The organism is Nocardia sp. NPDC050713 (assembly GCF_040654315.1).
In the GTDB taxonomy this organism is placed as follows: domain Bacteria; phylum Actinomycetota; class Actinomycetes; order Mycobacteriales; family Mycobacteriaceae; genus Nocardia.
In genome coordinates, this window is record NZ_JBFAHS010000009.1 from 55006 (window position 1) to 76736 (window position 21731).

23 protein-coding genes are annotated in these 21731 nt (G+C 67.1%); 13 read left to right on the forward strand and 10 right to left on the reverse strand.

The window, feature by feature from the left end:
- The first annotated feature begins 119 nt into the window (after positions 1-119).
- Positions 120-632, forward strand: coding sequence for a TIGR04338 family metallohydrolase (locus AB0H49_RS18195; protein ID WP_357252756.1), 513 nt, complete (start codon positions 120-122; stop codon positions 630-632).
- Positions 633-783: 151 nt separating this feature from the next.
- Here AB0H49_RS18195 and AB0H49_RS18200 read toward each other — a convergent pair whose 3' ends face one another.
- Positions 784-1755, reverse strand: coding sequence for an o-succinylbenzoate synthase (locus AB0H49_RS18200; RefSeq protein WP_357252759.1), 972 nt, complete (start codon positions 1753-1755; stop codon positions 784-786).
- A 114-nt stretch (positions 1756-1869) separates the two neighbouring features.
- On the opposite strand from AB0H49_RS18200, the gene AB0H49_RS18205 reads away from it, so the two are divergent.
- On the forward strand, positions 1870-2187 hold the full coding sequence (locus AB0H49_RS18205; protein ID WP_357252761.1) for a hypothetical protein: 318 nt from the start codon (positions 1870-1872) through the stop codon (positions 2185-2187).
- A 73-nt stretch (positions 2188-2260) separates the two neighbouring features.
- Here AB0H49_RS18205 and AB0H49_RS18210 read toward each other — a convergent pair whose 3' ends face one another.
- Positions 2261-3430, reverse strand: coding sequence for a thiolase family protein (locus AB0H49_RS18210; protein ID WP_357252764.1), 1170 nt, complete (start codon positions 3428-3430; stop codon positions 2261-2263).
- 110 nt (positions 3431-3540) lie between these two features.
- Between AB0H49_RS18210 and AB0H49_RS18215 the strand changes: the two genes are divergently transcribed.
- Positions 3541-4044 carry a helix-turn-helix domain-containing protein gene (locus AB0H49_RS18215; RefSeq protein WP_354998425.1) on the forward strand — a complete coding sequence of 168 codons (504 nt, stop codon included), beginning with the start codon at positions 3541-3543 and terminating at the stop codon, positions 4042-4044.
- A 162-nt stretch (positions 4045-4206) separates the two neighbouring features.
- Here AB0H49_RS18215 and ugpC read toward each other — a convergent pair whose 3' ends face one another.
- Positions 4207-5298, reverse strand: coding sequence for a sn-glycerol-3-phosphate ABC transporter ATP-binding protein UgpC (gene ugpC, locus AB0H49_RS18220; protein WP_354998426.1), 1092 nt, complete (start codon positions 5296-5298; stop codon positions 4207-4209).
- Between the two features lie 437 nt (positions 5299-5735).
- On the opposite strand from ugpC, the gene AB0H49_RS18225 reads away from it, so the two are divergent.
- The 5 genes from AB0H49_RS18225 to AB0H49_RS18245 all read left to right on the forward strand — a co-directional run bounded on the left by AB0H49_RS18225 (position 5736) and on the right by AB0H49_RS18245 (position 8968).
- A complete protein-coding gene (locus AB0H49_RS18225) occupies positions 5736-6071 on the forward strand; it encodes a hypothetical protein (RefSeq protein ID WP_354998427.1) in 336 nt (111 codons plus the stop codon).
- A gap of 158 nt (positions 6072-6229) precedes the next feature.
- Positions 6230-6658 (forward strand): hypothetical protein, encoded by a 429-nt coding sequence (locus AB0H49_RS18230; RefSeq protein WP_357252769.1) that lies wholly within the window; start codon positions 6230-6232, stop codon positions 6656-6658.
- A gap of 198 nt (positions 6659-6856) precedes the next feature.
- The gene (locus tag AB0H49_RS18235) at positions 6857-7195 is read left to right on the forward strand and encodes a hypothetical protein (protein ID WP_357252772.1); all 339 of its coding nucleotides are present in this window, start codon (positions 6857-6859) and stop codon (positions 7193-7195) included.
- Between the two features lie 154 nt (positions 7196-7349).
- Positions 7350-7769: a hypothetical protein gene (locus AB0H49_RS18240; RefSeq protein ID WP_354998429.1), complete on the forward strand. Its 420-nt coding sequence runs from the start codon at positions 7350-7352 to the stop codon at positions 7767-7769.
- A 404-nt stretch (positions 7770-8173) separates the two neighbouring features.
- Positions 8174-8968 (forward strand): LLM class F420-dependent oxidoreductase, encoded by a 795-nt coding sequence (locus AB0H49_RS18245; RefSeq protein WP_354998430.1) that lies wholly within the window; start codon positions 8174-8176, stop codon positions 8966-8968.
- Between the two features lie 18 nt (positions 8969-8986).
- Here AB0H49_RS18245 and AB0H49_RS18250 read toward each other — a convergent pair whose 3' ends face one another.
- Positions 8987-10243, reverse strand: coding sequence for a cytochrome P450 (locus tag AB0H49_RS18250; RefSeq protein WP_357252776.1), 1257 nt, complete (start codon positions 10241-10243; stop codon positions 8987-8989).
- A gap of 392 nt (positions 10244-10635) precedes the next feature.
- Between AB0H49_RS18250 and AB0H49_RS18255 the strand changes: the two genes are divergently transcribed.
- The 3 genes from AB0H49_RS18255 (at position 10636) to AB0H49_RS18265 (ending at position 13666) form a co-directional block, all read left to right on the forward strand.
- The gene (locus AB0H49_RS18255; RefSeq protein ID WP_354998432.1) at positions 10636-12429 is read left to right on the forward strand and encodes an ABC transporter substrate-binding protein/permease; all 1794 of its coding nucleotides are present in this window, start codon (positions 10636-10638) and stop codon (positions 12427-12429) included.
- 3 nt (positions 12430-12432) lie between these two features.
- Positions 12433-13158, forward strand: a complete 726-nt coding sequence (locus AB0H49_RS18260; protein WP_354998433.1) for an amino acid ABC transporter ATP-binding protein — start codon at positions 12433-12435, stop codon at positions 13156-13158.
- A gap of 211 nt (positions 13159-13369) precedes the next feature.
- Positions 13370-13666: a hypothetical protein gene (locus tag AB0H49_RS18265; RefSeq protein WP_357252780.1), complete on the forward strand. Its 297-nt coding sequence runs from the start codon at positions 13370-13372 to the stop codon at positions 13664-13666.
- Positions 13667-13727: 61 nt separating this feature from the next.
- Here AB0H49_RS18265 and AB0H49_RS18270 read toward each other — a convergent pair whose 3' ends face one another.
- From AB0H49_RS18270 to AB0H49_RS18295, 6 genes are all read right to left on the reverse strand, one after another.
- Positions 13728-14060: a helix-turn-helix transcriptional regulator gene (locus AB0H49_RS18270; RefSeq protein ID WP_357252783.1), complete on the reverse strand. Its 333-nt coding sequence runs from the start codon at positions 14058-14060 to the stop codon at positions 13728-13730.
- Positions 14024-14353 (reverse strand): type II toxin-antitoxin system RelE/ParE family toxin, encoded by a 330-nt coding sequence (locus tag AB0H49_RS18275; RefSeq protein ID WP_357252786.1) that lies wholly within the window; start codon positions 14351-14353, stop codon positions 14024-14026. The genes AB0H49_RS18270 and AB0H49_RS18275 overlap by 37 nt, the downstream gene beginning before the upstream one ends.
- Positions 14354-14451: 98 nt before the next feature.
- A complete protein-coding gene (locus AB0H49_RS18280; RefSeq protein ID WP_357252789.1) occupies positions 14452-15714 on the reverse strand; it encodes a CHAT domain-containing protein in 1263 nt (420 codons plus the stop codon).
- Between the two features lie 163 nt (positions 15715-15877).
- Positions 15878-17389: a tetratricopeptide repeat protein gene (locus AB0H49_RS18285; RefSeq protein ID WP_357252792.1), complete on the reverse strand. Its 1512-nt coding sequence runs from the start codon at positions 17387-17389 to the stop codon at positions 15878-15880.
- The gene (locus AB0H49_RS18290; protein ID WP_357252795.1) at positions 17389-18381 is read right to left on the reverse strand and encodes a hypothetical protein; all 993 of its coding nucleotides are present in this window, start codon (positions 18379-18381) and stop codon (positions 17389-17391) included. The genes AB0H49_RS18285 and AB0H49_RS18290 overlap by 1 nt, the downstream gene beginning before the upstream one ends.
- Positions 18381-20111: a hypothetical protein gene (locus tag AB0H49_RS18295; RefSeq protein WP_357252798.1), complete on the reverse strand. Its 1731-nt coding sequence runs from the start codon at positions 20109-20111 to the stop codon at positions 18381-18383. Before AB0H49_RS18295 ends, AB0H49_RS18290 begins: the two co-directional genes overlap by 1 nt.
- A gap of 134 nt (positions 20112-20245) precedes the next feature.
- Between AB0H49_RS18295 and AB0H49_RS18300 the strand changes: the two genes are divergently transcribed.
- Together AB0H49_RS18300 and AB0H49_RS18305 are read left to right on the forward strand one after the other, a co-directional pair.
- Entirely contained in the window at positions 20246-20782 is a 537-nt protein-coding gene (locus AB0H49_RS18300; protein ID WP_357252801.1) for a lipoprotein LpqH, read from the forward strand.
- Positions 20783-20907: 125 nt separating this feature from the next.
- Complete coding sequence (locus AB0H49_RS18305) at positions 20908-21711, forward strand: hypothetical protein (RefSeq protein ID WP_354998440.1); 804 nt, start codon at positions 20908-20910, stop codon at positions 21709-21711.
- Positions 21712-21731 lie beyond the last annotated feature (20 nt).

Genomic DNA, 21731 nt, shown 5'->3' on the forward strand with positions numbered 1-21731 from the left:
GTGGCATCGGGCAAGCGCTGGAACGTACGAAGTAGGGGAGGTTTCGGCTCGACCCAGGACTGGCGTAGCGGAGGCGTGGACCGTCGGGTGGGGTGTAGGCGGCGACCGGTTCCGCGGCGATGAGTGTGCGAGATGTGCAGCGCGCCAAGGTTTACGACGCCGAGCAGCTGGTTCGCGGGATGTTCGATCTGGCCGACGAGCACGGCAACCGAACGGTCGAGCTCTACGGCTCGCACATCACGCTGCCCATCGAACGCCGTTTCGCCTCGGTCGCGTCGGTCCAGACCTATGCTGAGAAAGTGCTCGCCCTCAATTGGGTTCGGGCCCAATGGGATAGAGCCGAGGTGCCGGTTCGGGTGCGGTCGCGTGCCGGAGCGACCGCCGCTCACTACGAAGCGGCCGACGCGGTCCTCGCGGTGCCGCTGCACACCGGCGGCACCGCGTGGGCTCTGCGCGAACTGGTCGTGCTGCACGAACTCGCCCACCATCTGGAACCCGCCGCCGACAAAGTCGCCCCCCACGGCCCCGAATTCTGCACCCGCTACCTCGAACTGGTGGACGGCGTCATCGGCCCCGAAGCGGCCCTAGTGCTGCGAACCGCAATGCTCAGCTGCGGCGTCCGATTCGGCTGAGCGGGCGGCGTCCGCAATCGACGGTAGTGAAATGGTTGCTTTCGGGGCCGCCGAAACCGCCTTTTCTCGCGCGTCAGATCCGTTCGACTACGGTCGATAGAGAAATGGTGGTCTTGATGGCCAGGGTCGTCGAAGGGCCGAGCAGGGTTCGTCAGGGGAGCAAAGCGCGGACGCGCTCGTAACGGGCGTGCCACCAAGCGACTCGCTCGGGGTCGGGGTGGCGGTAGCGGTCTATAAGGTCGGGGTCCGGTGTAAAGGGGGTGCGCGGGACGGGGAGGAAACCGGCTACCGGACGCAGGGATTCGGTGACTACGTCGCTCTCGAAGAGGGAGAGCGTGCCGAGTCCGCAAGCGAAGTCGAGTTCGGGCAGCGCACCGGCGAGCGCCAGCTGCGCACCCAGGCCGACGCTGGTCTCGAGTGCGGAAGACACCACGCAAGGCAGTCCAGCTGCCGCCGCGACCTCGAGCGCGCGCCGGACGCCGCCCAGCGGTGTGCATTTCAACACCGCGACGTCGGCCGCGCCCGCCACGGCGACGCGCAGCGGGTCCTCCGCGCGCCGGATGGATTCGTCGGCGGCGATGCGCACGTCGACCTTCCTGCGCACCGCGGCGAGTTCCTCGATGGTGCGGCAGGGTTGCTCCACGTATTCCAAACCGCCTGCGGCGCGGTCGATTCGCGCGATATGCGCGATCGCGGTGTCTACATCCCACACCGCGTTGGCGTCCACCCGAATCCCGCCGCCCGGCCCGAGGGCGTCGCGGACCGCCTCGACCCGTGCCAGATCTTCGGCGAGCGAATCCGGGTGGTCGGCGACCTTCACCTTCGCCGTGCGGCATCCCGACGTACTGACGATCCCATGCGCTCGCTCCGGATCGACCGCGGGCACCGTGCAATTGATCGGAATCCGCTCCCGCACCGGCTCCGGCCAGCCGGCCGTCACCTGCTCCAATGCCGTGGCCAGCCAGCCCGCCGCCTCCCGATCGTCGTACTCGGGAAACGGGCAGAACTCCCCCCAGCCCAGCGGCCCGGGAATCAACATCCCCTCCCGCACGGTGATCCCGCGAAACCGCGTGCGCAGCGGAATCGCGTAGACGACGGGCTCGGGAAAGGTGGCGGCAGTCATCGCTCGCCAGGGTACGGGCGTCGGCGTCGCGGATATCGACCGGCAAGCCGGTCGGCACGGCAAGCGATGACCTTCGCGCGATTGTCCAGGCACCTGTGCGGGCACCCTGGACGTATGAGCTCGGCGTTGGGGAGGCACCTGGGAGACCTAATTCGTCCCGCCCTCGCCACCTTGATCGCCCTCGGAGTCGGCTGGGCAGCAGCACTTCTCGTCCCGCTGTACGACTTCCTCGTAGACGAGGAACAGCGGTATCTACCGGTCGCCTACGCGCTCGCCTGGACGGGCATCGCCGCGGCGGGTGTGGCGACTGCGGCGATGGTCGTCTCGAAGTTACGCACCCGCAGGCCGATCGGATGGACGCCACTGGTGGCGGTTCCCTTGGCGATCGAGTCTTGGTTACTCGGATGCCTCGTCGCACTCGTGGTCGGCTAGATCCTGGCTCCGACCAGCTCGTCCACCAATCGTGCCGAGAGTGGGCGCCCGGCGGAACCGGGCGCCCACTCGCTCACAACCGCTCGAGAATGGTCGCGTTCGCGAGCCCACCTGCCTCGCACATCGTCTGCAACCCGTACCGCGCCCCGCGATCACGCATGGCGTGCACCAGTGTCGTCATCAGCCGGGCTCCCGAGGCGCCCAACGGATGACCGATCGCGATCGCCCCACCGTTGACGTTCACCTTCGACATATCCGCCCCGGTGTCCTGCGCCCACGCGAGCACCACCGGCGAGAACGCCTCGTTGATCTCGACGAGGTCGATATCGGAGAGCTGAAGACCGGCCCGCTGCAACACCTTTCGGGTCGCCGGGATCACCGCCGTGAGCATCATGAGCGGGTCGTCGCCCGCGACTGCGAAGCTGTGCAGGCGGGCCAGCGGGCGCAGGCCGAGCTGCTCGGCGCGTTCGCTGGTCATGATCAGCACCGCGGCGCTGCCGTCGCTGACCTGGCTGGCGCTCGCGGCAGTGATCTGCCAGCCGATCTGCGGGAAGCGTTCGGCCATGGCGGGGTCGTAGTAGGCGGGTCGCAGTCCGGCGAGGGTGTCGAGGGTGCTGCCGACGCGGATGCCCTCGTCGGTTTCCAGTCCGTTGATCGGCGCGAGTTCGGCGGCGAACAAGCCGTTCTTCGTTGCCCGGGCGGCCTTTTCGTGGCTCGTCAGCGCGAATTCGTCGAGCTGGGTGCGGGTGAGTCCCCACTTCGCGGCAATGAGTTCCGCGCTGATGCCTTGCGGTACAAGACCTTCCGGATAGCGTTCGGCGAACGCCACGCCCGAGACGTCCTCGGAACCGACGAGGTTGGCGCCCATCGGAATTCGGCCCATCGACTCGACGCCTGCGGCGACCACGATGTCGTACGCGCCAGCCATCACGCCCTGCGCGGCGAAGTGGATGGCCTGCTGGCTGCTGCCACACTGCCGGTCCACCGTTGTCGCGGGCACCGATTCGGGGTAGCCCGCGGCCAGCGCCGCCCGTCGCGTCACATTCGCGCCCTGCTCGCCGACCTGTGTCACCACACCGCCGATCACGTCATCGATCAGCGCGGGATCGGTACCGCTGCGCTCGACCACCGCGCGCAGGCTGTGCGCGAGCAGGTCCACCGCGTGCACGTCGTGCAACGCCCCATTCGGTTTCCCCCTGCCGATCGGCGTGCGCACCGCTTCGACGATCACCGCGTCTCTCATGGTGGATCCTTCCTGTGACCGGGGCTTTTTCACCCTGGCTCCATCGTCTTATAGTCAGGTTAACGCCTGGATATATTCGACTCAAGCCAGTAATCGCTATGATGTGCGTCATGGCAGCCGTGATGGAAGGACCCTTGGCCGATCTCAGCTCGTGGCAGGCCGTCGACTGCTCGATCGCGAAGGCGATGGACCTCGTCGGCACGCGCTCGGCCGTCCTGATCCTGCGCGAGGCCTACTACGGAACCCGGCGCTTCGACGGTTTCGCCGCCCGGGTCGGCATCACCGACGCGGCCGCCGCCGCCCAGCTGCGCAAACTCACCGCGGCGGGCTTGCTCGCCAAGCAGCCGTACCAGGAAGAAGGCAAACGCACCCGCCACGAATACGTGCTGACCCCCATGGGCCGCGACCTGCTTCCCGCCGTCTTGGCGCTGATGCAATGGGGCGACGCCTATTTGCAGCCGGGACCGGCCCCCTTGCTGCTGGTGGAGGAGGCGACCGGCGCGCCGGTCCGCGTCGAGGTGCGCAGCGCGACAGGCAAGGAAATCGAACTGGAGGAACTCGGAATCCGAGTGAACGAGGACTACCTCCGGAAGCGGCGCGAACGCTCTGAGTAGGACCGTGATTCGGCCCATCGGAGGACGCGCCGCGTCGGGCACCGGAACCGAGGTGGAATCCGACCGGAGAGAAAGGCGGCTGTCGAAGATCGATATGCCCCCCAGACCAGCGCAACCGCCATTTCTCCACCGACGGAGGAGAAATGGCGGTTGCCCCGGAACTCAGTTCAGGCGACGCCCGTCGGCCGCGGAGAAGAAGTACGTGTGCTCCGGCGAGGTCGACAGCTTCAGGCGGGTGCCCTTGGCGGGCGGGTTGCGCCAATCCGCCCGCGCCACAATGGTTTCCCCGGCACCGTTGATCTGCCCCTCGGCGATGGTGCGGCCGTAGATGTAAGCGTCGGAGCCGAGCTCCTCCACCACGTCCACTTCCATCTCGATGCCTTTGCCGAGTCCGTTGCCGAGCTCGAAGTGTTCGGGGCGGATGCCGACCACGACCTTGCCCTCGGCGGCGTCGGACACCGAACGCGGCACCGGCAGCGCGTGCCCGCCCAGCGCCACCGCGCCGTCGGACACCGGCAGCGTGAACATGTTCATGGCGGGCGAGCCCATGAAACCGGCGACGAACGCGTTGGCCGGATCCCGGTACAGGTCGCGCGGGGTCGCGCACTGCTGGAGCAGGCCGTCCTTGAGCACCGCCACGCGATCGCCCATGGTCATCGCCTCGACCTGGTCGTGGGTGACGTACACCGTCGTGGTGCCGAGCCGCCGCTGCAACTGCGCGATCTGGGTGCGGGTCTGCACGCGCAGCTTGGCGTCCAGGTTCGACAGCGGTTCGTCCATCAGGAACACCTGCGGCTGGCGCACGATCGCCCGGCCCATCGCCACGCGCTGCCGCTGGCCGCCGGACAGCGCCTTCGGCTTGCGGTCCAGGTACGGCTCGAGGTCGAGCAGCTTGGCCGCCTCCAGCACGCGCTGGTCCTTCTCGGCCTTCGCGACCTTGGCCAGCTTGAGCGCGAAGCCCATGTTCTCGGCGACCGTCATGTGCGGGTAGAGCGCGTAGTTCTGGAACACCATCGCGATGTCGCGTTCCTTCGGCTCCGCGTGGGTGACGTCGTTCGCCCCGATCAGGATGCGCCCGCCGTTCACCTCCTCCAGCCCCGCGAGCATCCGCAGCGAGGTCGACTTCCCACAGCCGGACGGACCGACCAGCACCAGGAACTCGCCGTCGGCGATCTCCAGATTCAGCTCGTCGACGGCCGGTTTGGTCGCGCCGGGATAGAGGCGGGTAGCCCGCTCGAAGGTCACCGTAGCCACGGCAGATCACATCCCTTCACCGGCAGGAACGTGCCGGACGATCCGAGTAGAGGGGTCACCGTCGCACGCGGACGGTCCGGACGATGGTATCGGTCGCTCGATCTCACCGCAGCCGAGTCCGGCGCGCGGGCGTCCCGATTCGTCGAGGAACCGCTCGCGAGTTCGGCGCTTTCCCACCAGGGGTGAGACGAGCAGTAACCGATGGTCCGCCGCTATCGGCGGGCGGGAACCGGCTCGTCGTCGACCAACCGCAGCCGACGGGGCAGATCCGACACGAACACCCGTTCCGGATCCGCCGCGTCGCGCAGACGCCGAGCCAGGGCAATCCCCCTTCTCAGCTGATCCGATAGTGCGCCAGCGGCACGAATGCAAGGCGGACAGTAGGATCGACGCTGGGCGCGCCGCGAGCCGGTGTCCCGGGAAGTTGGGGGACGCATATGACCGGGCAGGACGAGCAGCCTTGGAAGTCTTCGGTAACCGGTGCACTTCCGTCGTACGAATGGCACACCATGGATGTCGCCGCGTATGAAGCCGTGCTGGATCTCATCAATTCGGCTGTCGGCGCGTACAGCGCGCGTATCTCGGCGGAGTACAAGAAGCAAGAGCCGGACCGAGCGGTAATCGATGCGGCACTGGCGGCGCAGAAGCTGCTCGCGGACGAGAGGCGGAATCTCCGTTCGGACGATCGAGCGCGAGTCGATGAAGCCGGACGCTACTACCGACGGCTGATAGAAGACATCAGAAACGGTCGTGCTTTTGGGAGCGGGGAATGATCTCTGTGGTCAACGCTGCGCAGTGGATACGGGTCATGGGCGAGGACTACCGATTTGGAGGAGGGCAACCGCCAACTCATGATCCGCTCCGCCGGACCTGCCGTGGTGGCGCCAATGTTTACTCGGGTATCGCACGATAGGCACGTCAGAATCGATTGGTGACTATGTCCTATTCCGTAGAATTCGGGTTCTTGCCGGAGCATCGTGAAACGCTCGTTGTCGCACGCTCAGGAGACGAGTTGGCGGCCATCGTCGACTACTTGATTCAAGCAGCTGATCCAACTCGAAATTTTGGCTCGATATTCGTAATCGGTTCGGGCGGGATTCATGTCGCAAATGTAGGAGTCGGTGTCGATCTGAATACCGGCTTCGGTACGCTGGTTGTATGGGGGAGTGGTGGGCAGTTCTGTTCTTGTGGTGACTCGCTCGACGACTCGATGGTTTCTTATTATGAGGTTGCACATGAGAGAAGATTTCCGGGGAAGTCTCGCGTCGCTCCGGAAATTCTGAGGAAGGGCTTGACGGCCATATACTCGGACCCTGAGAAATTGCCTGCAGAGTTGTCATGGTTTCCCTGGGGTGAATAAGTTGATTCGATCCGCCCGGTGTCGGCATTTTCCGGATGTTCCGATTCTGCTCGCGTTCTGCACGTTGATGGGGTCGATCTAGTGAGGGTGAAGGGTGGTAGGGTGACACGGAATGTAGACGGATTGACCCAAGAGGATCCGAGAACCATTTGTTTTGTTCTGACGTGCCTGTTTTGTCGAGCTATAAGTCTCGACGAAATGAAACAGTGGTCCCTGCATGTAGTGATGTCGAATCGGGTGGAGGATATCCCGCCGTATATCTTCGAGTTGGTCGAATATGAAGGTTCATTAGCTGGTGTTGTTCGTACTATCGGGTTTTCCCCGGATGACGGTGCGGTTTCGCTCATCGAGCCGGCAATCTATGGTATCGCGTTCCAGAGGGGAGTTGATGTCTACGATCCGCCGATAACCAGGAGGGCTGCCGAAGTCGCAATTCGAAGCCACCCCGAGGTTCTCGGCGAGTTCTTCGATTCCTTTCCTTTCATTACTCCGTTCGGCTCGAGTCGAAGTATGTCCGGATCGACCGACGTGTCGTAACTTCGCTCGGATCGGAGTCGCTCACCGTGCACAGCTCCGAACGGTGCGGAATTCGGGTGGAGTATCCGATCCCTTGCGAGGTAAAGTTGTGGTTGGGGAGAAAGCATTCCCTCCATCGAGGGTGCTGGCTAGCGGTTAGGAACGTTGGTGTCCCATGGGTAAGATGGTAGACATTGATTTTCAATTCGAACATCCGATTCGAGTATCGGTGCTTCTGGATGCTGTTGCGAAAAGCGGTATGACGCTCGATTCGGGCGGCAGTGTGAATTTTCATCTGACCGACGATTTCGAATGGGAGTCGAGGACCTTCGACGATATCGACACTGTTCTGGAGAATATTTGCCGGCACCACGACCGTGGGGAGACAGTCGGGCTTTCGGCGCATTTCATCGACTCCGAGTTCGGTGGTAGTTTTCTGGTGCCCCCGAAGGCGATGACAGTAACGTTCATACTCGACGCTGATCGGGCCCTTCTCGATTCTGGGCGGATCACCGACTTCAGCTGGTATCTGCGCCGACTCGGGCCACCTTTCCTGGAGATTGGACTGGCCGGTTTGGAATGTCACGATCTTTGAAATGAAGCGACGGAAGCTACCGGGTGCGGGCTACCCGGCCGGACCTCGAACCAGTGTCAATCCGAATTCCGTATTCGGGCGGGCTCGAGGTCCGTCCTGGTTGCCAAGTAATCCTTGTTGCGAGGTAACTGGCCAGGGGGCCTTGTCGAGCAGGCTCGCTAGCCGGATCGTCTTGTGGCACAGGGTGTTTGTGCCCCAGCCGAACTATGGCCAGCAGAGCGATCCCGGCATGCGCGACTTGTGGCCGATGTCGACCACCACCTCTCAGGTCGCTTCGAGCAGCGCCTGGGGTTCGCGCCGAACATTGCGACCGGGTGCGGCGGAGCCGGTCGATCTCATGATGATGCGGCCTCGCGCCGGTAGCCTCGATCGCGGAGACCAGCGAGCGACGAGGAGGGCCTGAGATGAGTCGACCGGTTCGGATCGGAGTTCAGCTGCAGCCGCAGCATGCGCCCAAGTACGGGTTGATTCGCGATGCCGTGCTGCGGGCCGAGGACGCCGGTGTGGACGTCGTGTTCAACTGGGATCATTTCTATCCGCTCAGCGGGGATCCGGTCGGCGCGCACTTCGAGTGCTGGACGATGCTGGCGGCGTTCGCGGAGCAGACCGAGCGGGTGGAGATCGGCGCGCTGGTCACCGGCGGCGGGTACCGGAATCCGGAACTGCTGGCGGATATGGCGCGGACCGTCGATCACATCAGCGACGGCAGGCTGATCCTCGGCATCGGCGCGGGTTGGTTCCAGAAGGACTACAACGAGTACGGCTACGAATTCGGCACGGCGGGAAGCCGTTTGGATCTGCTGAAGGAGAGCATGGCCCGGCTCACCGCGCGGCTGAAGAAGCTGAACCCGCAGCCGGTCCGGGAGATCCCGATCCTGATCGGCGGCGGTGGCGAGCGGAAGACACTGCGCCTGGTCGCCGAGTACGCCGACATCTGGCACAGCTTCGCCGACCTCGCGGGACTGAAGCACAAGAACCAGGTGCTCGCGCAGCACGCCGCCGCCATCGGCGCCGACGTGTCCCGTATCGAGCGCTCGGTGCCGTGGCCAGGCGCGGAGCAGGCGCCGAAGTTCGTCGAGGCCGGGGTCGGGCTCTTCACCGTCGGTGTGAGCGGCCCCGGCTACGACCTCGGCGAACTCGAGCAGGCCATCCGCTGGCGCGACGAGGTGAACCCGGAACAGGTCAGCGGACTGGCCTGAGTCCGGGTTCCACCGCGGTCAGTTCGCCGAATACCGGAGGTCACCGGCCGCTGCCCCCTCGACGGGCAGCGACAGGCGGACCGGCAGTGCGGCGAGGCCGCGGATCAGCAGGCTCTTGCGCCAGCTGAGTTCGGCGAAATCGCCGTCGAGCGACATCGCGGGAATCCGGTCGAGCAGCCGGGTGAGCGCGATGGTGGCCTCCATCCTGGCCAGCGCCGCGCCGACGCAGTAGTGGATGCCGTGGCCGAAGGCGATGTGCCGGTTGTCGGTGCGGTCGGGCTCGAAGCCGTCCGGGTCCGGATATCGCCGCGGGTCGCGGTTGGCCGCCGCGAGGGAGATCATGACGAACTCGCCCGCGTCGATGTCTCGACCGCCCAACGTGATCGGCGCGGTGGTGAACCTGGCCGTCGCCAGATGCACCGGACCGTGGCAGCGCAGGATCTCCTCGACGAAGGCCGGTACGCCGATCGGGTCCGCGCGCAGCCGTTCGGCGGTGGCCGGATCGCGCAGCAGCTCGAGCACCGCGTTGCCGATCAGGTTGACGGTGGTCTCGTGTCCGGCGGCCAGCAGCAGGAACAGCATCGAGATGAGTTCTTGCTGATCGAGTCGATCGCCGTCGTCCTTTGCGACGATCAGCTCGGAGAGCAGGTCTTCGCGGGGGTTGTCGGTGCGCACGGCGATCAGTTCGGTGAGATAGGTGAAAAAGCTGATCCCGGCGCTGGTCCGCTCCTCGACGCTGGCCGACTCGTTCACCACGATCTCCGTCCAAGCGCGGAAGTCGTCCTTGTCGTCGTCCGCCACGCCGAGCAGCTCGCAGATCACCATGATCGGCAGCGGGAACGCGTAGTCGTCGAGGAGGTCGGCGGATTCCTTGACGCTCAGCTCGTCGAGCAGCGAGTCCGCGATCGCGGTGATACGGGGGCCGAGGTCACGCACCGCGCGGCTGGCGAACGCCTTCGCCACCAGGCTGCGCAGCCGGGTGTGCTGCGGAGGATCGGCGAAGAGCATGTTCTCGTTGACAGCGCCCGCGAACTTCTCGGCTCCGCCGTTCTTGGCGATGGCCGCTTGGCCTTCCGGCGAGGTGACCCGTTTGCTGAGATTCGGCTCGACGAAGGCCTGTTTGGCGACGTTCTGGTCGACGACCAGCCAGCTCAGCACTCCGTCCAAGCGGACGCGGTGGATGGGACCGCGTTCGCGCAACCTCCGGTAGACGGCATGCGGGTCCTGGTAGAAGTCGTCGTCGGTCAGCTCGATGATCTCGTTGGCGGCCGTCACGAGGCGCCCCCGGTCCTCGACGCGGAGCCCGCCGAAGCCGAACGTGAATCCAGGTAGTTCACTAGCCCTGTTTCCTTTCGAGGTCGAACGGTTCTGATTCAGTCCCGACACAGTCTCGAGAAGCGGTAACAGCGGTGATCGCTCGCTGTCCGATCGTGGTGGTGCCGAGGCGAAGTCGGCCGCCTGCTGCATCGGTGGAACGTCGAGCAGTTTCGATCGGTGTGAACAATGAACAAGCCACGGGACCAAGTGCACCGACGAAATGTCCGCGTACCCGGGGCAAATTCCCGAGGGATTCTCGCACAGCCGTGCGTTTCCGCCCCGAGTGACCCTCGTCGCGTCGGCCGCGCGTAACTGTGGGTTTGCGGTGCATCCCCGCTATGGTCGGGAACATGGCTGGTCTGCCCGCTGCACGGCGTCGTGCCCTGATCACCTTGCTACTGCTCGCCGTGGGGCTGACGGTGGCGGGCTGTGGTTCCGGCGACGATTCCGCCGACACCAGGGACCTCTGCGCGCCGCCGGGACTGAGCGCGGCGTCCGCGGCGCCGACGAACCTCGCCTCATCCGCCACCGCGGGGCCGGACCGCTACACCACCGCGAACACGGTTCCGCTGGAATCCATCGATGTGACCGAGCTCGGGCTGATCACGCCCGGCACGCTCAGCGTCGGCACGCTCTCGGACGCGCCGCCGAGCATCTGCGTGAACTCCGCCGGGACCTTCACCGGTTTCGACAACGAGCTGTTGCGCGCGGTAGCCGCGAAACTCGGTCTGCGGGTGCAGTTCTCGGGCACCGAGTTCTCCGGACTGCTCGCGCAAGTCGCGGGCGCGCGCTTCGACGTCGGCTCGTCCAACATCACCACCACCGACGCCCGCCGTGAACTGGTCGGCTTCACCAACGGGTACGACTTCGGCTACTTCGCCCTCGTGGTCGCCGACGGCAGCCCGATCAGGAGCTTCGCGGATCTGGGGCCGGGCACCCGCATCGCCGTCGTGCAGGGCACGGTGCAGGACGACTACGTGGTCAACACTCTGCGCCTGGACCCGGTGAAGTTCCCGGACTACAACACCGCCTACGCCAACCTGAAGACCGGTCAGGTCGACGCCTGGGTCGCGCCCTCGGCGCAGGCCGAAGGCGCGATCAAGCCAGGTGACGGCACCTCGGTGGTCCAGAACGCCTTCAGCCTGGACAATTTCGCCGCCTGGGCGGTGAGCAAGAACAACAAACCGCTGACCGACGCGCTCAACAGCGGCTTGGACGCGGTGATCGCGGACGGCACCTACGCCCGCCTCTACAGCGACTGGGTGCCGAGGCAGCTGCCGCCGGGCTGGAAGCCGGGTTCCAAGGCCGCGCCGACGCCGCAGCTGCCCGACTTCGCCGCGCTGGCCGCGGAGAATCGGACGGAAGAGAGCCAGGAGCAGAACGCGCCGAAGTCGACCTTGCAGCAGTTGCGGGAGACGTTCTTCGATTGGTCGTTGTACCGCAAGGCTTTTCCCGACCTGATCAAGACCGGTCTGCCGAATACGCTGATCCTGGCCCTCGTTTCGGGCGCGCTCGGCACCGTGATCGGCATGCTGCTCGCCGTCGCCGGAATCTCCCGAACGCGCTGGTTGCGTTGGCCCGCACGGGTTTACACCGACATCTTCCGCGGACTTCCCGCCGTCGTGATCATCCTGCTCATCGGCCTGGGCATCGGGCCGGTGGCGCGCAACATCACCGGCAACAATCCGTACTGGCTCGGCGCGGTCGCGCTGGCGCTGCTCGCCTCGGCCTACATCGGCGAGATCTTCCGCTCCGGAATCCAATCCGTTGAGGCTGGGCAGCTGGAGGCGGCGCGCGCCATTGGTTTCGGCTACCGGCAGGCGATGACGCTGGTGGTGATCCCGCAGGGCGTGCGCCGAGTGCTGCCCGCGCTGATGAACCAATTCATCGCGCTCATCAAGGATTCCTCGCTGATCTACTTCCTCGGCCTGCTGGCCAGCCAGCGCGAACTGTTCGCGGTGGGCCGAGATCTTAACGCGCAGACCGGAAATCTCTCGCCGCTCGTCGCCGCGGGTCTGATGTATCTGGTGCTGACCATCCCGCTCACGCACCTCGTCAACTACATCGACCACCGGATGCGCACCGGCAGGCCGGACCAGCCGATCGACGAGCTGGAGCAGGCCACCATCACCGAAGGGCGCTGAACCATGAGTGCATCTCTGACCGGAACCGGCCTGCACCTGACCCTCGGCCGCAACCACGTGCTGCGCGGTATCGACATCCACGTCGACGCGGGCACGACCACCACTGTCATCGGGCCCTCGGGCTCCGGCAAATCGACCCTGCTCCGGGTGCTCAACCGGCTGCACGAGCCCGACCGCGGTGATGTGCTGCTGGACGGGAAGTCGGTGCTGCGGGAGGACCCGGACCGGCTGCGCCAGCGCATCGGCATGGTGTTCCAGCACTTCAACCTGTTCCCGCACAAGACGGTCGCGGACAACATCGCGCTCGGGCCGCGCAAGCTGCGCGGCCTGTCGAAGGACGCGGCGCGGGCGCTGGCGATCGAGCAGCTGGAGATCGTCGGGCTGGCCGACAAAGCCGACACGCGTCCGGGAAACCTCTCCGGCGGCCAGCAGCAGCGGGTCGCGATCGCCCGCGCGCTGGCCATGCGGCCGGAGATCATGTTCTTCGACGAGGCCACCTCGGCACTGGATCCCGAGCTGGTCAAGGGCGTGCTCGGACTGATGAGCGAGCTGGCCTCGGGCGGCATGTCGATGATCGTGGTGACGCACGAGATGGGGTTCGCGCGCAGCGTCTCGGACAAGGTGGTCTTCATGGACCAGGGACAGGTGGTTGAGACCGGCGCGCCGGAGGCGTTGTTCGACGCGGCCGAGACGCCGCGGTTGCGGAAGTTTCTGTCGCAGGTGCTGTGAGCAGCCGCCGCTGTTCGCTGCGGGCCGCCGTCCTTCGGCGACGCTCCGCGGGGCGCCGTGCTTCGGCGGAATCTGTGGACCGATCAGCCGCCCTGCTCCCGCGTCGAGCAATCCTCGCAGCGCACGCTCGGCAACCGCTATTCATGCGTGAGTGTTAATGTGTTCTTGTTCACAGATACACCTGTCCATCACGATGGAAGAAGGCTTTCTGATGACTGCGGCACACTCCGAGCACACCGGCCACGCGCATACCCACTGCGAGGGCTGCGGCCATGTCGCCGTCCCGCACGGCGACCACATCGACTACGTCCACGACGGCCACCTGCACCGCGCCCACGACGGCCACTTCGACGAATGCGAACCCTCCGGTCACACCGAAGCCGCGAACCACGACCACGTGCACGGTGAAGGCTGCGGCCACGTCGCCGTTCCCCACGGCGACCACATCGACTACATCCACGACGGCCACCGCCACGCGCCCCACGACGGTCACTACGACGAACACTGACCCCGGCCCGCCCGCCTTGTGACTGTCCGGGGCAGCGCCGAGGGACGTCATTGGAGGGCGCCTACCCCGCCTCCCGCAACCGCACCTCCAGCCGCAACCCCAACGCCTCCGCATACCGCTCCAGCATCGGGATCGTCGGCATGGTGCCGCCCGCCTCGAACCGTGCCACGGCGGGCTGCTTCAAGCCCGCTCGCTCGGCCAGTTCGGCCTGGGTCATCCCGAGCTCCTCGCGTCGCGCACGAACCGCGGCCCCCAGTTCGAACCGGATTCGCGCCGCTTCGTACGCGGCTCCAGCTCCCGGGCGATCCATGAGTTCGGAACGAAGGTCGGCCCAGCTCTTCCGTTCACCCATCGGAATCAGTCCTCCTCCGCCGTGTGAGCCTCCGCGATACATCGCGACATCGCTCGTACGGCCCGCTCGATCTCGGCGGTCTCTCGCATCTGCTGCTTGCGGAATGCCGTCAGCAAGATGATGCGTCTGCCGGACGCTATCCAGTAGGTAATCCGCACCGCGTCCCGGGAGAGATGAAACGGGAGTTCGCGCAGCTTGCCGTTCAGCTGCCGCGTATACGGCTCGCCGAGTAGCGCGCCGCGCTGCGCCAGAAGATCGACATAGAACGCTGCCGTCTCCTGATCGTCGTGGCTCAGCGATCTGAACCATTGGACTACCTCCGGTTCCAGCTCCACCTCTCCCCAATTCATAACACGGACGTTATACGCAAATCAAGGATCTGGTCTGCCGAATCGCGGATTGGTCAAGAGGGCAATCGCTGGGGCGGGTGGGGTCAGGTGTGGAAGGTGGCTATCGCGGACCAGAGGAGGGGGGAGTGGTGGATGGCGCCGGTTTCGCGCCAGGTGGTGAGGCGGGTGCGGTGCCAGGTGGTGAGGGGGAGGAGGGGGGTGGGGTGGTCGTGGGCGGTGTCGATGGCGCGGATGAGGTCTTGTAGCGGGGTGGCGGTGGTGGCGCCCGCGAGGCGTTGGAAGGCCAGGTCGGTGGGGAGTGGCCAGCGGGTGGCGGTGACGAGTTCGGCGCCGCCGTTGATCATGGCGGCGATGAGGCCGAGCGCTTCGGTGAAGCGGAGGTCGCCGCCGCTTTCGCAGGCGATCAGGGCGACCCGGCTCGGAATCGGCCAAAGGTCCGGCCCCGCAACCGGTTCTGGGTCCAGGGTGTGCGTGCCGAGCAGGAGGTCCTTGGCGGAGAGCGGGCGGTGCGCGCGCAGCGGTTCGGCGAAACCGGTGGTGTCTGCGGTGCAGGCCAGGTGTAGTTCGGCGTTCTCGCTCTGACCGGATTCCGGGGTCGCGGCCGTGACGTGACCGACGTAGATCAGCCGGGAAGCCCCCGCGCGGAGCGTTTCGGAGAGCCACGCGCGATCCAAGTCGGTGCGGCGGAAGACTTCCACGGGATCTGCCACCACAGGCCGGAGACGTTGCCCCGCAATGTGTTCGGCGACGCGCTCGGCCAGCGGGCCGGTGCCGTCCATCCGCCCGAGGACCGAACCGAGGGCGGAGTCGGCGCGAAAACCCGGCACTCGCGGATCGAGGACCGCCACCACGGGCCGCTCGCGGTCGGTGGCCCAAGAGCGCGGGCGACGATCCGGCGCGTGCACGACACCCGCGGGCGCGAGCAGGCTGACGTCGGCGAAATCGACGAGCCGCAAGGCGGGGTCGGGCGCGATGATCTCCCACGGCACCTGCGCCACCCGCGGCGAGGGTTGCAGCCGGATGTGCGGACGGACTCCGCGCGTGTACAGCCCGTGCAACTGCTCCGCGAGGCCGTACGGCAGCAGCGCCCGGGAAAGCGACTGTGCGAGTGCGTATTCCGCATCGGGTGAGGCGAAGGCTCCGGCCGTGAGGGCGTGCTCGAGCCCGCCGGGCACGGTGGGGTTCGGCAGCGCGTCGGTCAGCGCCCGCACGGCCTCCGTGATCGGATCACCCGGCAGCATCGCGGCGCCGCGCGGCGCGGAATCGTCCTCCCACCGCCAGGACATGTAGACGTCACCGGCATCGGCCATCCGTACTACGACCGTCGGTTGGTCGGATGTCGTCATGGTCGAGCCCCATGGCCCTCGCGCCGTGCTGACCCAGGCCGCCGACCAGTCGCGCCGCGAGTCCACCGCACCCGCGCGCGGAAGTCCGACCATGCGCCGCGACCCGCCGCCGATCCGTCCTGCGTGGTCGCTGCCATCGACCAGGCCTCGTCTCTCGGTTCATTCATACCGCCAGCACCCGTCCCTCCCGTACCGCGCGCCCATAACGCCCCTCGGCGGCGGCGATGTACTCGGCGAGCGCGATGTGCCCGTCGGGCGCGACTGCCAACCGTGGCGGTGGCGCTACTCGCAACCCCGCCGCGGCGGCGACCTTGGCCAACGCCGATCCGAGTTGGAGCGCGGAATCACCTACCGACGGGGAAGTCTCGATCGGCGACAGCGGTTCGAGTGGAAGCTGGGGACGGGGATGGTGGTCCGTCGCCTCGACATCCAAGGTGGTTCCAGCGCATTGCGTTTCGATGAGATCCGCGATGAGCGGTCCGTCGCCGCAGAGGTAGGCGAATCGGAACGCCAAACGCATGGCCGGGTCGGCGATCTCGCGATTCCACTGGGCGCGCTGGTTGCCGTTCGGCAGCGTGTATCGCACGGCGTCGATGGCGATCGCCGCGGGCACCGCGACATCGCGCGCCAGCGCCAGCAGCTCGGGCGTCGGCGAGTCCAGGCTGTCGATGAGCGCCTCCAGCAGCACGGCGTGCCAGAAATCGACCTGCGCGCAGTGCAATCCGAGGCCGCGCGAGGCGTACGCGTCGAACGCGGCGGCGAGCAACTGCTGCCCCTCGTCGACACGGAACCCTTTGAACGCCACCGTCGCGAGGCGGGTCTGCACCGCGGCGACGTCCAGCGCCGCGCCGGACGCCTCGAAGCAGGCCAGGCTGCGCCGGTACAGCGCCTCGGCCTGTTCGTCGTCGCGTTGTTCGGCGACGAATCCCATGATCCTGAGCCCGACTCCGGCGCGATACTCGAGTCCGGCCTGTTCGAAGTACTCCTGGCTCGCCCGCAGCGGCTCCTCCGCCGCCTCGAACCGGTCGACCCTGGTGTACAGCGTCGCGAGATTCTGCTGGGTTTCCGCCACCGCGTTGCGGTCGCCCGCCGCCTCGAACGCGGCCAGCGCTTGTTCGGCGAAGTCGATGCCGAGTTCCCTGCGTCCGGTCTCGAAGTACGCGCCCGCCAGGTTCATCAGCGGATGACCGGCGAGGTGCGGCGCGAAAAGCTCTGCGACGTCGAGCGTTTCGGTGGCGAGTTCGATGACGCGCACCCATTGGGCCCGGTGGAACGCGACCGCCGTCAGCGAGAGCAGGCACGGCACGCGCAGCGCTCCGAATTCGGGATTGTCCGCGAGCAGCGCCCTGGCCTGCTCGAGCGCCGCTTGCGCGTCGTCGAGTTCGCCGAGGTGCTGGAGCGCTTGCGAGTAGTTGACGAGCGTAGACGCGCGCTTCTCGACGGCGTCCTCGGGAATCTCCGCCAGCGCCGACTGGAACCGGACAACCGCGCCCGCGTGGTCGCCGAGCTCGTCGCACATGCTCGCCGCGTTCACCAGCGCGCTGACCCGCACGCCGTCGGAGGTGGTGCTTACCGCGTGCTCGAAGATGCGCAGCGCCTCCGCGACCTCACCACGCTGATAGGCGGCGGCCCCCTCGTAGAGCAGTTCCAGGCCTGGCGGTGCTTCGTCACTCATCAGAAGTCCGAATCCGTTGCGGCGGCGCTGGTCTCCGCGAGCAGCGCGTCTTCGTCGCCAGCCCCGGCACGGCCGAGCCGAGCGATCGCGAAATCGCGAATACGTTGCCGCTCTTCGCGTTCAGCAGCGCCCAGCTCCGCAGGGCCCACGCCGGGAACGTAGACCCGCACCGCGGCGACTTCGTCCGACGAAACCGACGCCGCACCCTGCCAGGTGTCGCCGAACAGCTCGAGTTCCGTGTCGACCACACCTGCCGCGGTGTCGAGTGACGCACGTGGTCGCAAATGCGCGGGCGCGGTGATCAGTTGGGGAGCGGCCACCGCTCGAACCCGCACGAGCGTCGCGCCCTCGGCCCTGGTCAACTCCCAGGACACCGCGCGTTCGGAGGCATCGACCAAGCCGGGCGGGCAACGCCGCCAATCCCACCCGCTGCTGCCTCGCCCGAAGACCAGCTCGCCGTGCCGTGCACCCGGCCCGGCGGCCAGCGCGTAATCCGCTGCCCGGCCGAGCGCGGCGGAGGCTGCGGTCACCGGCTCGAAGTGCGCGTCTACGCCGTCCACCAGCGACTCGCATTCTTCGGTGAGCGTAGCGATCTCGGTATCGAGCAAGCCCTGATCGAGTGCCGGAATTCCGTCGATGGTGGACGCGGGCCACCATCGGGCCGCCCAGTGCGCGTAGGCCAGCCGCCTGGCCCGGGTCACCAGGGCGGGTAGCGCGGGCTCGGCCGGGAGTTCACCGGTTCGCTTGTCGGCGACGGTCAGTGCGACGCGTTCGCCGTAAACGGCCCACAACCATTCCTGCGCGACGTCGGGGTCGTGCAGCACGGCAGCCGGTACCTGTTCGTCGGCAAGCAGGCTCCAGCTGAGATGGCCGCCGAGCACCTCCAATACCAGGGTGTCCAGCGCGGGCGCGTCATCCAAAACCGTTGGCGCGCCACGGGGAGCGACGATCCAGATTCCATTCGACTGTTCGCGCACGAGCACCGCGTTCATCAGCTCGCCCTCGATTCCGTCGAACCGAACTCACCCGCGACCGCATTCGCGCTCAGCGCGTTCTTCACCTTGGTGCGGTGATCGAGGATGACCGAGCGGGCCACGCCATCCAGCAGATCCCACAGCTCATCGGGTTCTTCCACCGGAGCCGCGCGAACATCGCGTCCGTGCAACCGAACCCAGAGCCGTCGCAGGTAGGGCCGCCACGGTGTGCGGAGTTCCGCGGCGATCTGCGCTAGCGGACCGCTCGCTTCGCCGGCCTCGTGCACCGTCAGCCGCCGCGCTTGCAGCACATAGGCTTCCCGCCGCCAGCGGTTGTTGATCGCCTGATGCGCCGCAGTTTCGCGGGCTACCCGACCCGGTGCTACGACCTGCCTGGCCCCGCGCGCGGTGTCCGCTGCGCCGCTGGCGTCCTGCCGCGCGCTGTCTGCCGCGCTACCCCGATCCGCCTCAGCGACGCTCCGCGCACCGCCGGGATCCGGCCGTGTTACGTCGTTCGCGCCACTGTGTTCCGTCCGCGTTGTGTCCCTTGCGCCACCTCGATCCGGCCGCATGGAGTATGCCGCGCCACTGTGATCCGGCCGGGAGGCGTCTGCTGCGCTGCCGCGTTCCACTGGCGGGGCGCCCGCCGCATGGTCGCGATCGGGCCGCATGATGTGCGCTGCGCCGCCGCGACCCGACCGTTCGGCCATCGCCACGCCGCCCCGGTCCTCCGTCCGTGCCGCGTCGGCCAAATGGCGCACCCGCCCGACGCTCTCGCCCGACACCACGCCGAACGGCGAAAGCCCCACGGCCAGCGCGGCTCCGATAGCAGCAGCCACCCGCAGCGTCTCGTCCAGTAGCGCCCACGGCGCACAACTGCGGGCGATCTCGTCGGTGACCAGCTCCGGAATCGGCGGTAGCTCAGCGCGTTCGCTCGATGCCTGCAACACCGTGAAGACCCGTTCGTAGATCGTGCGGTCGAACGGCAGCCCCAGATCCGCCTTGGATGCCGACGCGCCGAGCGCGGGCGGGTGCGGCAGTGGGTGTGCGGTGAGCCCGAGTTCGTTCGCGCTGCCGCCGGATGCCCTGTGCCAGAGGTCGATACCGGAATGGGTGCCCGCGTGCGCCGCGACGAGGCGGTTCAGTTCTGGCTGACCGTCACCGGTCACCCGACTGTTCGCGCACGTGTCGAGCAGCTCCTCGAACGCCGCGGTGTGGTCACCGCCGACCGCCCCCACCGGACGCCGCCGCCAGGCGATCTCGATCAACCCACCCAACTCCCGAGCCGTCTCCGCGTCGGTGAGATGGTCCTTGAGCGCCTGCGTGGTTCGGCCCGCCGCGAATTCGTGGATATCGCGTAGCGCGGCCTCCGCGGACTGCCTGTCCCGCACCGGATCCGGGTGCCCCGCGGTCGTCGCGAGCTCGAAACAGCGCTGGAAGTAGAGATCCTGGGGATTGCCCTCGGTGATGCGCAGCGCGCGGCGGACCTGTTTGAGCAGCGTGAACCAGGCGGCGGTGGCGCGCAGCACGTCGGCGGCGGCGTATATCCGGGTGGCGAGCAGCGTCGCGCCGTCCGCGGTCAGGATCGCGCCCGCGCAACTCGGATGCTGCACGGGCCGGATGACCAGCGGGTCGAGCACGAGTTTGACGGTACGGCGCAGCGGTCCACCCTGTGGGCCGCTGAGTGCTTCGACACCGTCGAGCTTGCGCCACACCTCGTCGAGCACCATGGCGCGCGGTCGTCGCATTCGACCAGGTTAACGGACCTGTGGTCGGTTCGGGCCGCCGAAACCTGGGATCGGTAGGCGGCGCGCGATTCCTACCTTTCTCACAACGGCCTACACGGGGCCGGACCAACCGAGACAGACAGGAACAGATCACCATGAACGCCAAGAACTTCCGCATCGGCACCGCCGCCCTCGCCGCCCTCGCGCTCACCGGCTTCCTCACCGCCTGCGGTGACGACTCCGCGAAGAGCTCGCCCGCGACCTCGCAGCAGACCACCGCCGCCGCACCCGCGGGGCCGGCCTCCGGCAAGTCCGCGGCGCTGGTCGACGGCAAGGCGCTGAACGGCACGTTCGACACCACCTGCGCCAAGCAGGGCGACACCCTGGCCCTCGCGCTGACCGACAACAACAACGCCACCTACGGCCAGCTGTCGGTCAGCGCCACCATCACCGGCGACACCGTGCAGGCCGTCGGCATCGCGGGCAGCCAGGGCGGCTCCTCGGGTCTGCCCTACGCGGTCGGTTACGGCAACGGCCAGCCGGGCGGTTCGGCGAAGCTCGTGAAGGACGGCAACACCTTCAAGGTGACCGGCGAGGGCGTCGGCGCTCCCGACCTGACCAACCCCCTCGCGGGCCCCTCGACCTCGACCTTCGACATCACCTTCGCCTGCTCGACCATCGTCGGCGCCTGACGGTCCGACTGCTCGGCTCCCCGTCGTCCCGCGAGCCCGGCGCCACCGAGGGGTGCGCCAGGACGGGACGACGGGGTGGCCCGGAACTCGGAACGTCCGACCGACCAAAATCCAAGGAGCACACCATGGCAACCAAACTGCGCGCCGCCGCGATCGTCTTCGGACTCGCCGCGATCGGCCTCTACCTCTGGCAGGGCCTCACCTACGAACCGAGCAGCCCGTGGGAGCCCGGCTTCACGGCCTGGCTCAACGGCTTCATCGCCCTGCCGATCGTCGCGTTCACCCTTGTGGTGATGGTCTTCGCCTTCACGGGTGAGGGCATCATGTCCGCCTTCACCGGCCTCAACACCACGGAATTTCGCGGCGGGCTGCTCGGCATCGGCACCGTGAAGTCGTTCCGGCAGACCGGGTTGACCGTCAACGACCAGCCGCAGATCCGCATCGAATTCAGCGTCGAGGGCGTGGACGGCAAAGTCTTCGACTCCGCCGCGAAGATGATCGTGCCGCTCACAGAACTGGCCCTGCTGCGCCCCGGCGTCGTGCTGCCAGTGCGCTACCTGCCGGACCGCACCGACAAGGTCGAGGTCGATCTCTCCGGCGACAGCGTCGAGGCGCAGCGGGTGATGAACGAATCCATGATTCGCAAGGGCTTCACCACCAAGGCCAAGCTGGACATCGCGGCGCGCGGCATCGCGGCGCAGGCGGTGGTGCAGTCGCTGTCGGTGCCCGGCGAGATTCGGGACGGCTACTCCAAGGTGGTGATCGGGCTCGCCGTCACCAGGCCCGACGGCAGCACCTTCCGCACCAGCGCCGAGAAGTTCCTGCCACCGGCCAGCGTGGGTAACGTGCAGGTGGGCAGGATCGTGCAGGTGCACTACCTGCCGGAGAACGAGCAGGAGGTGGTCATCGCGGTTCCGGTGAACGCCTGAGACTTGGTCGGCTGTTCACC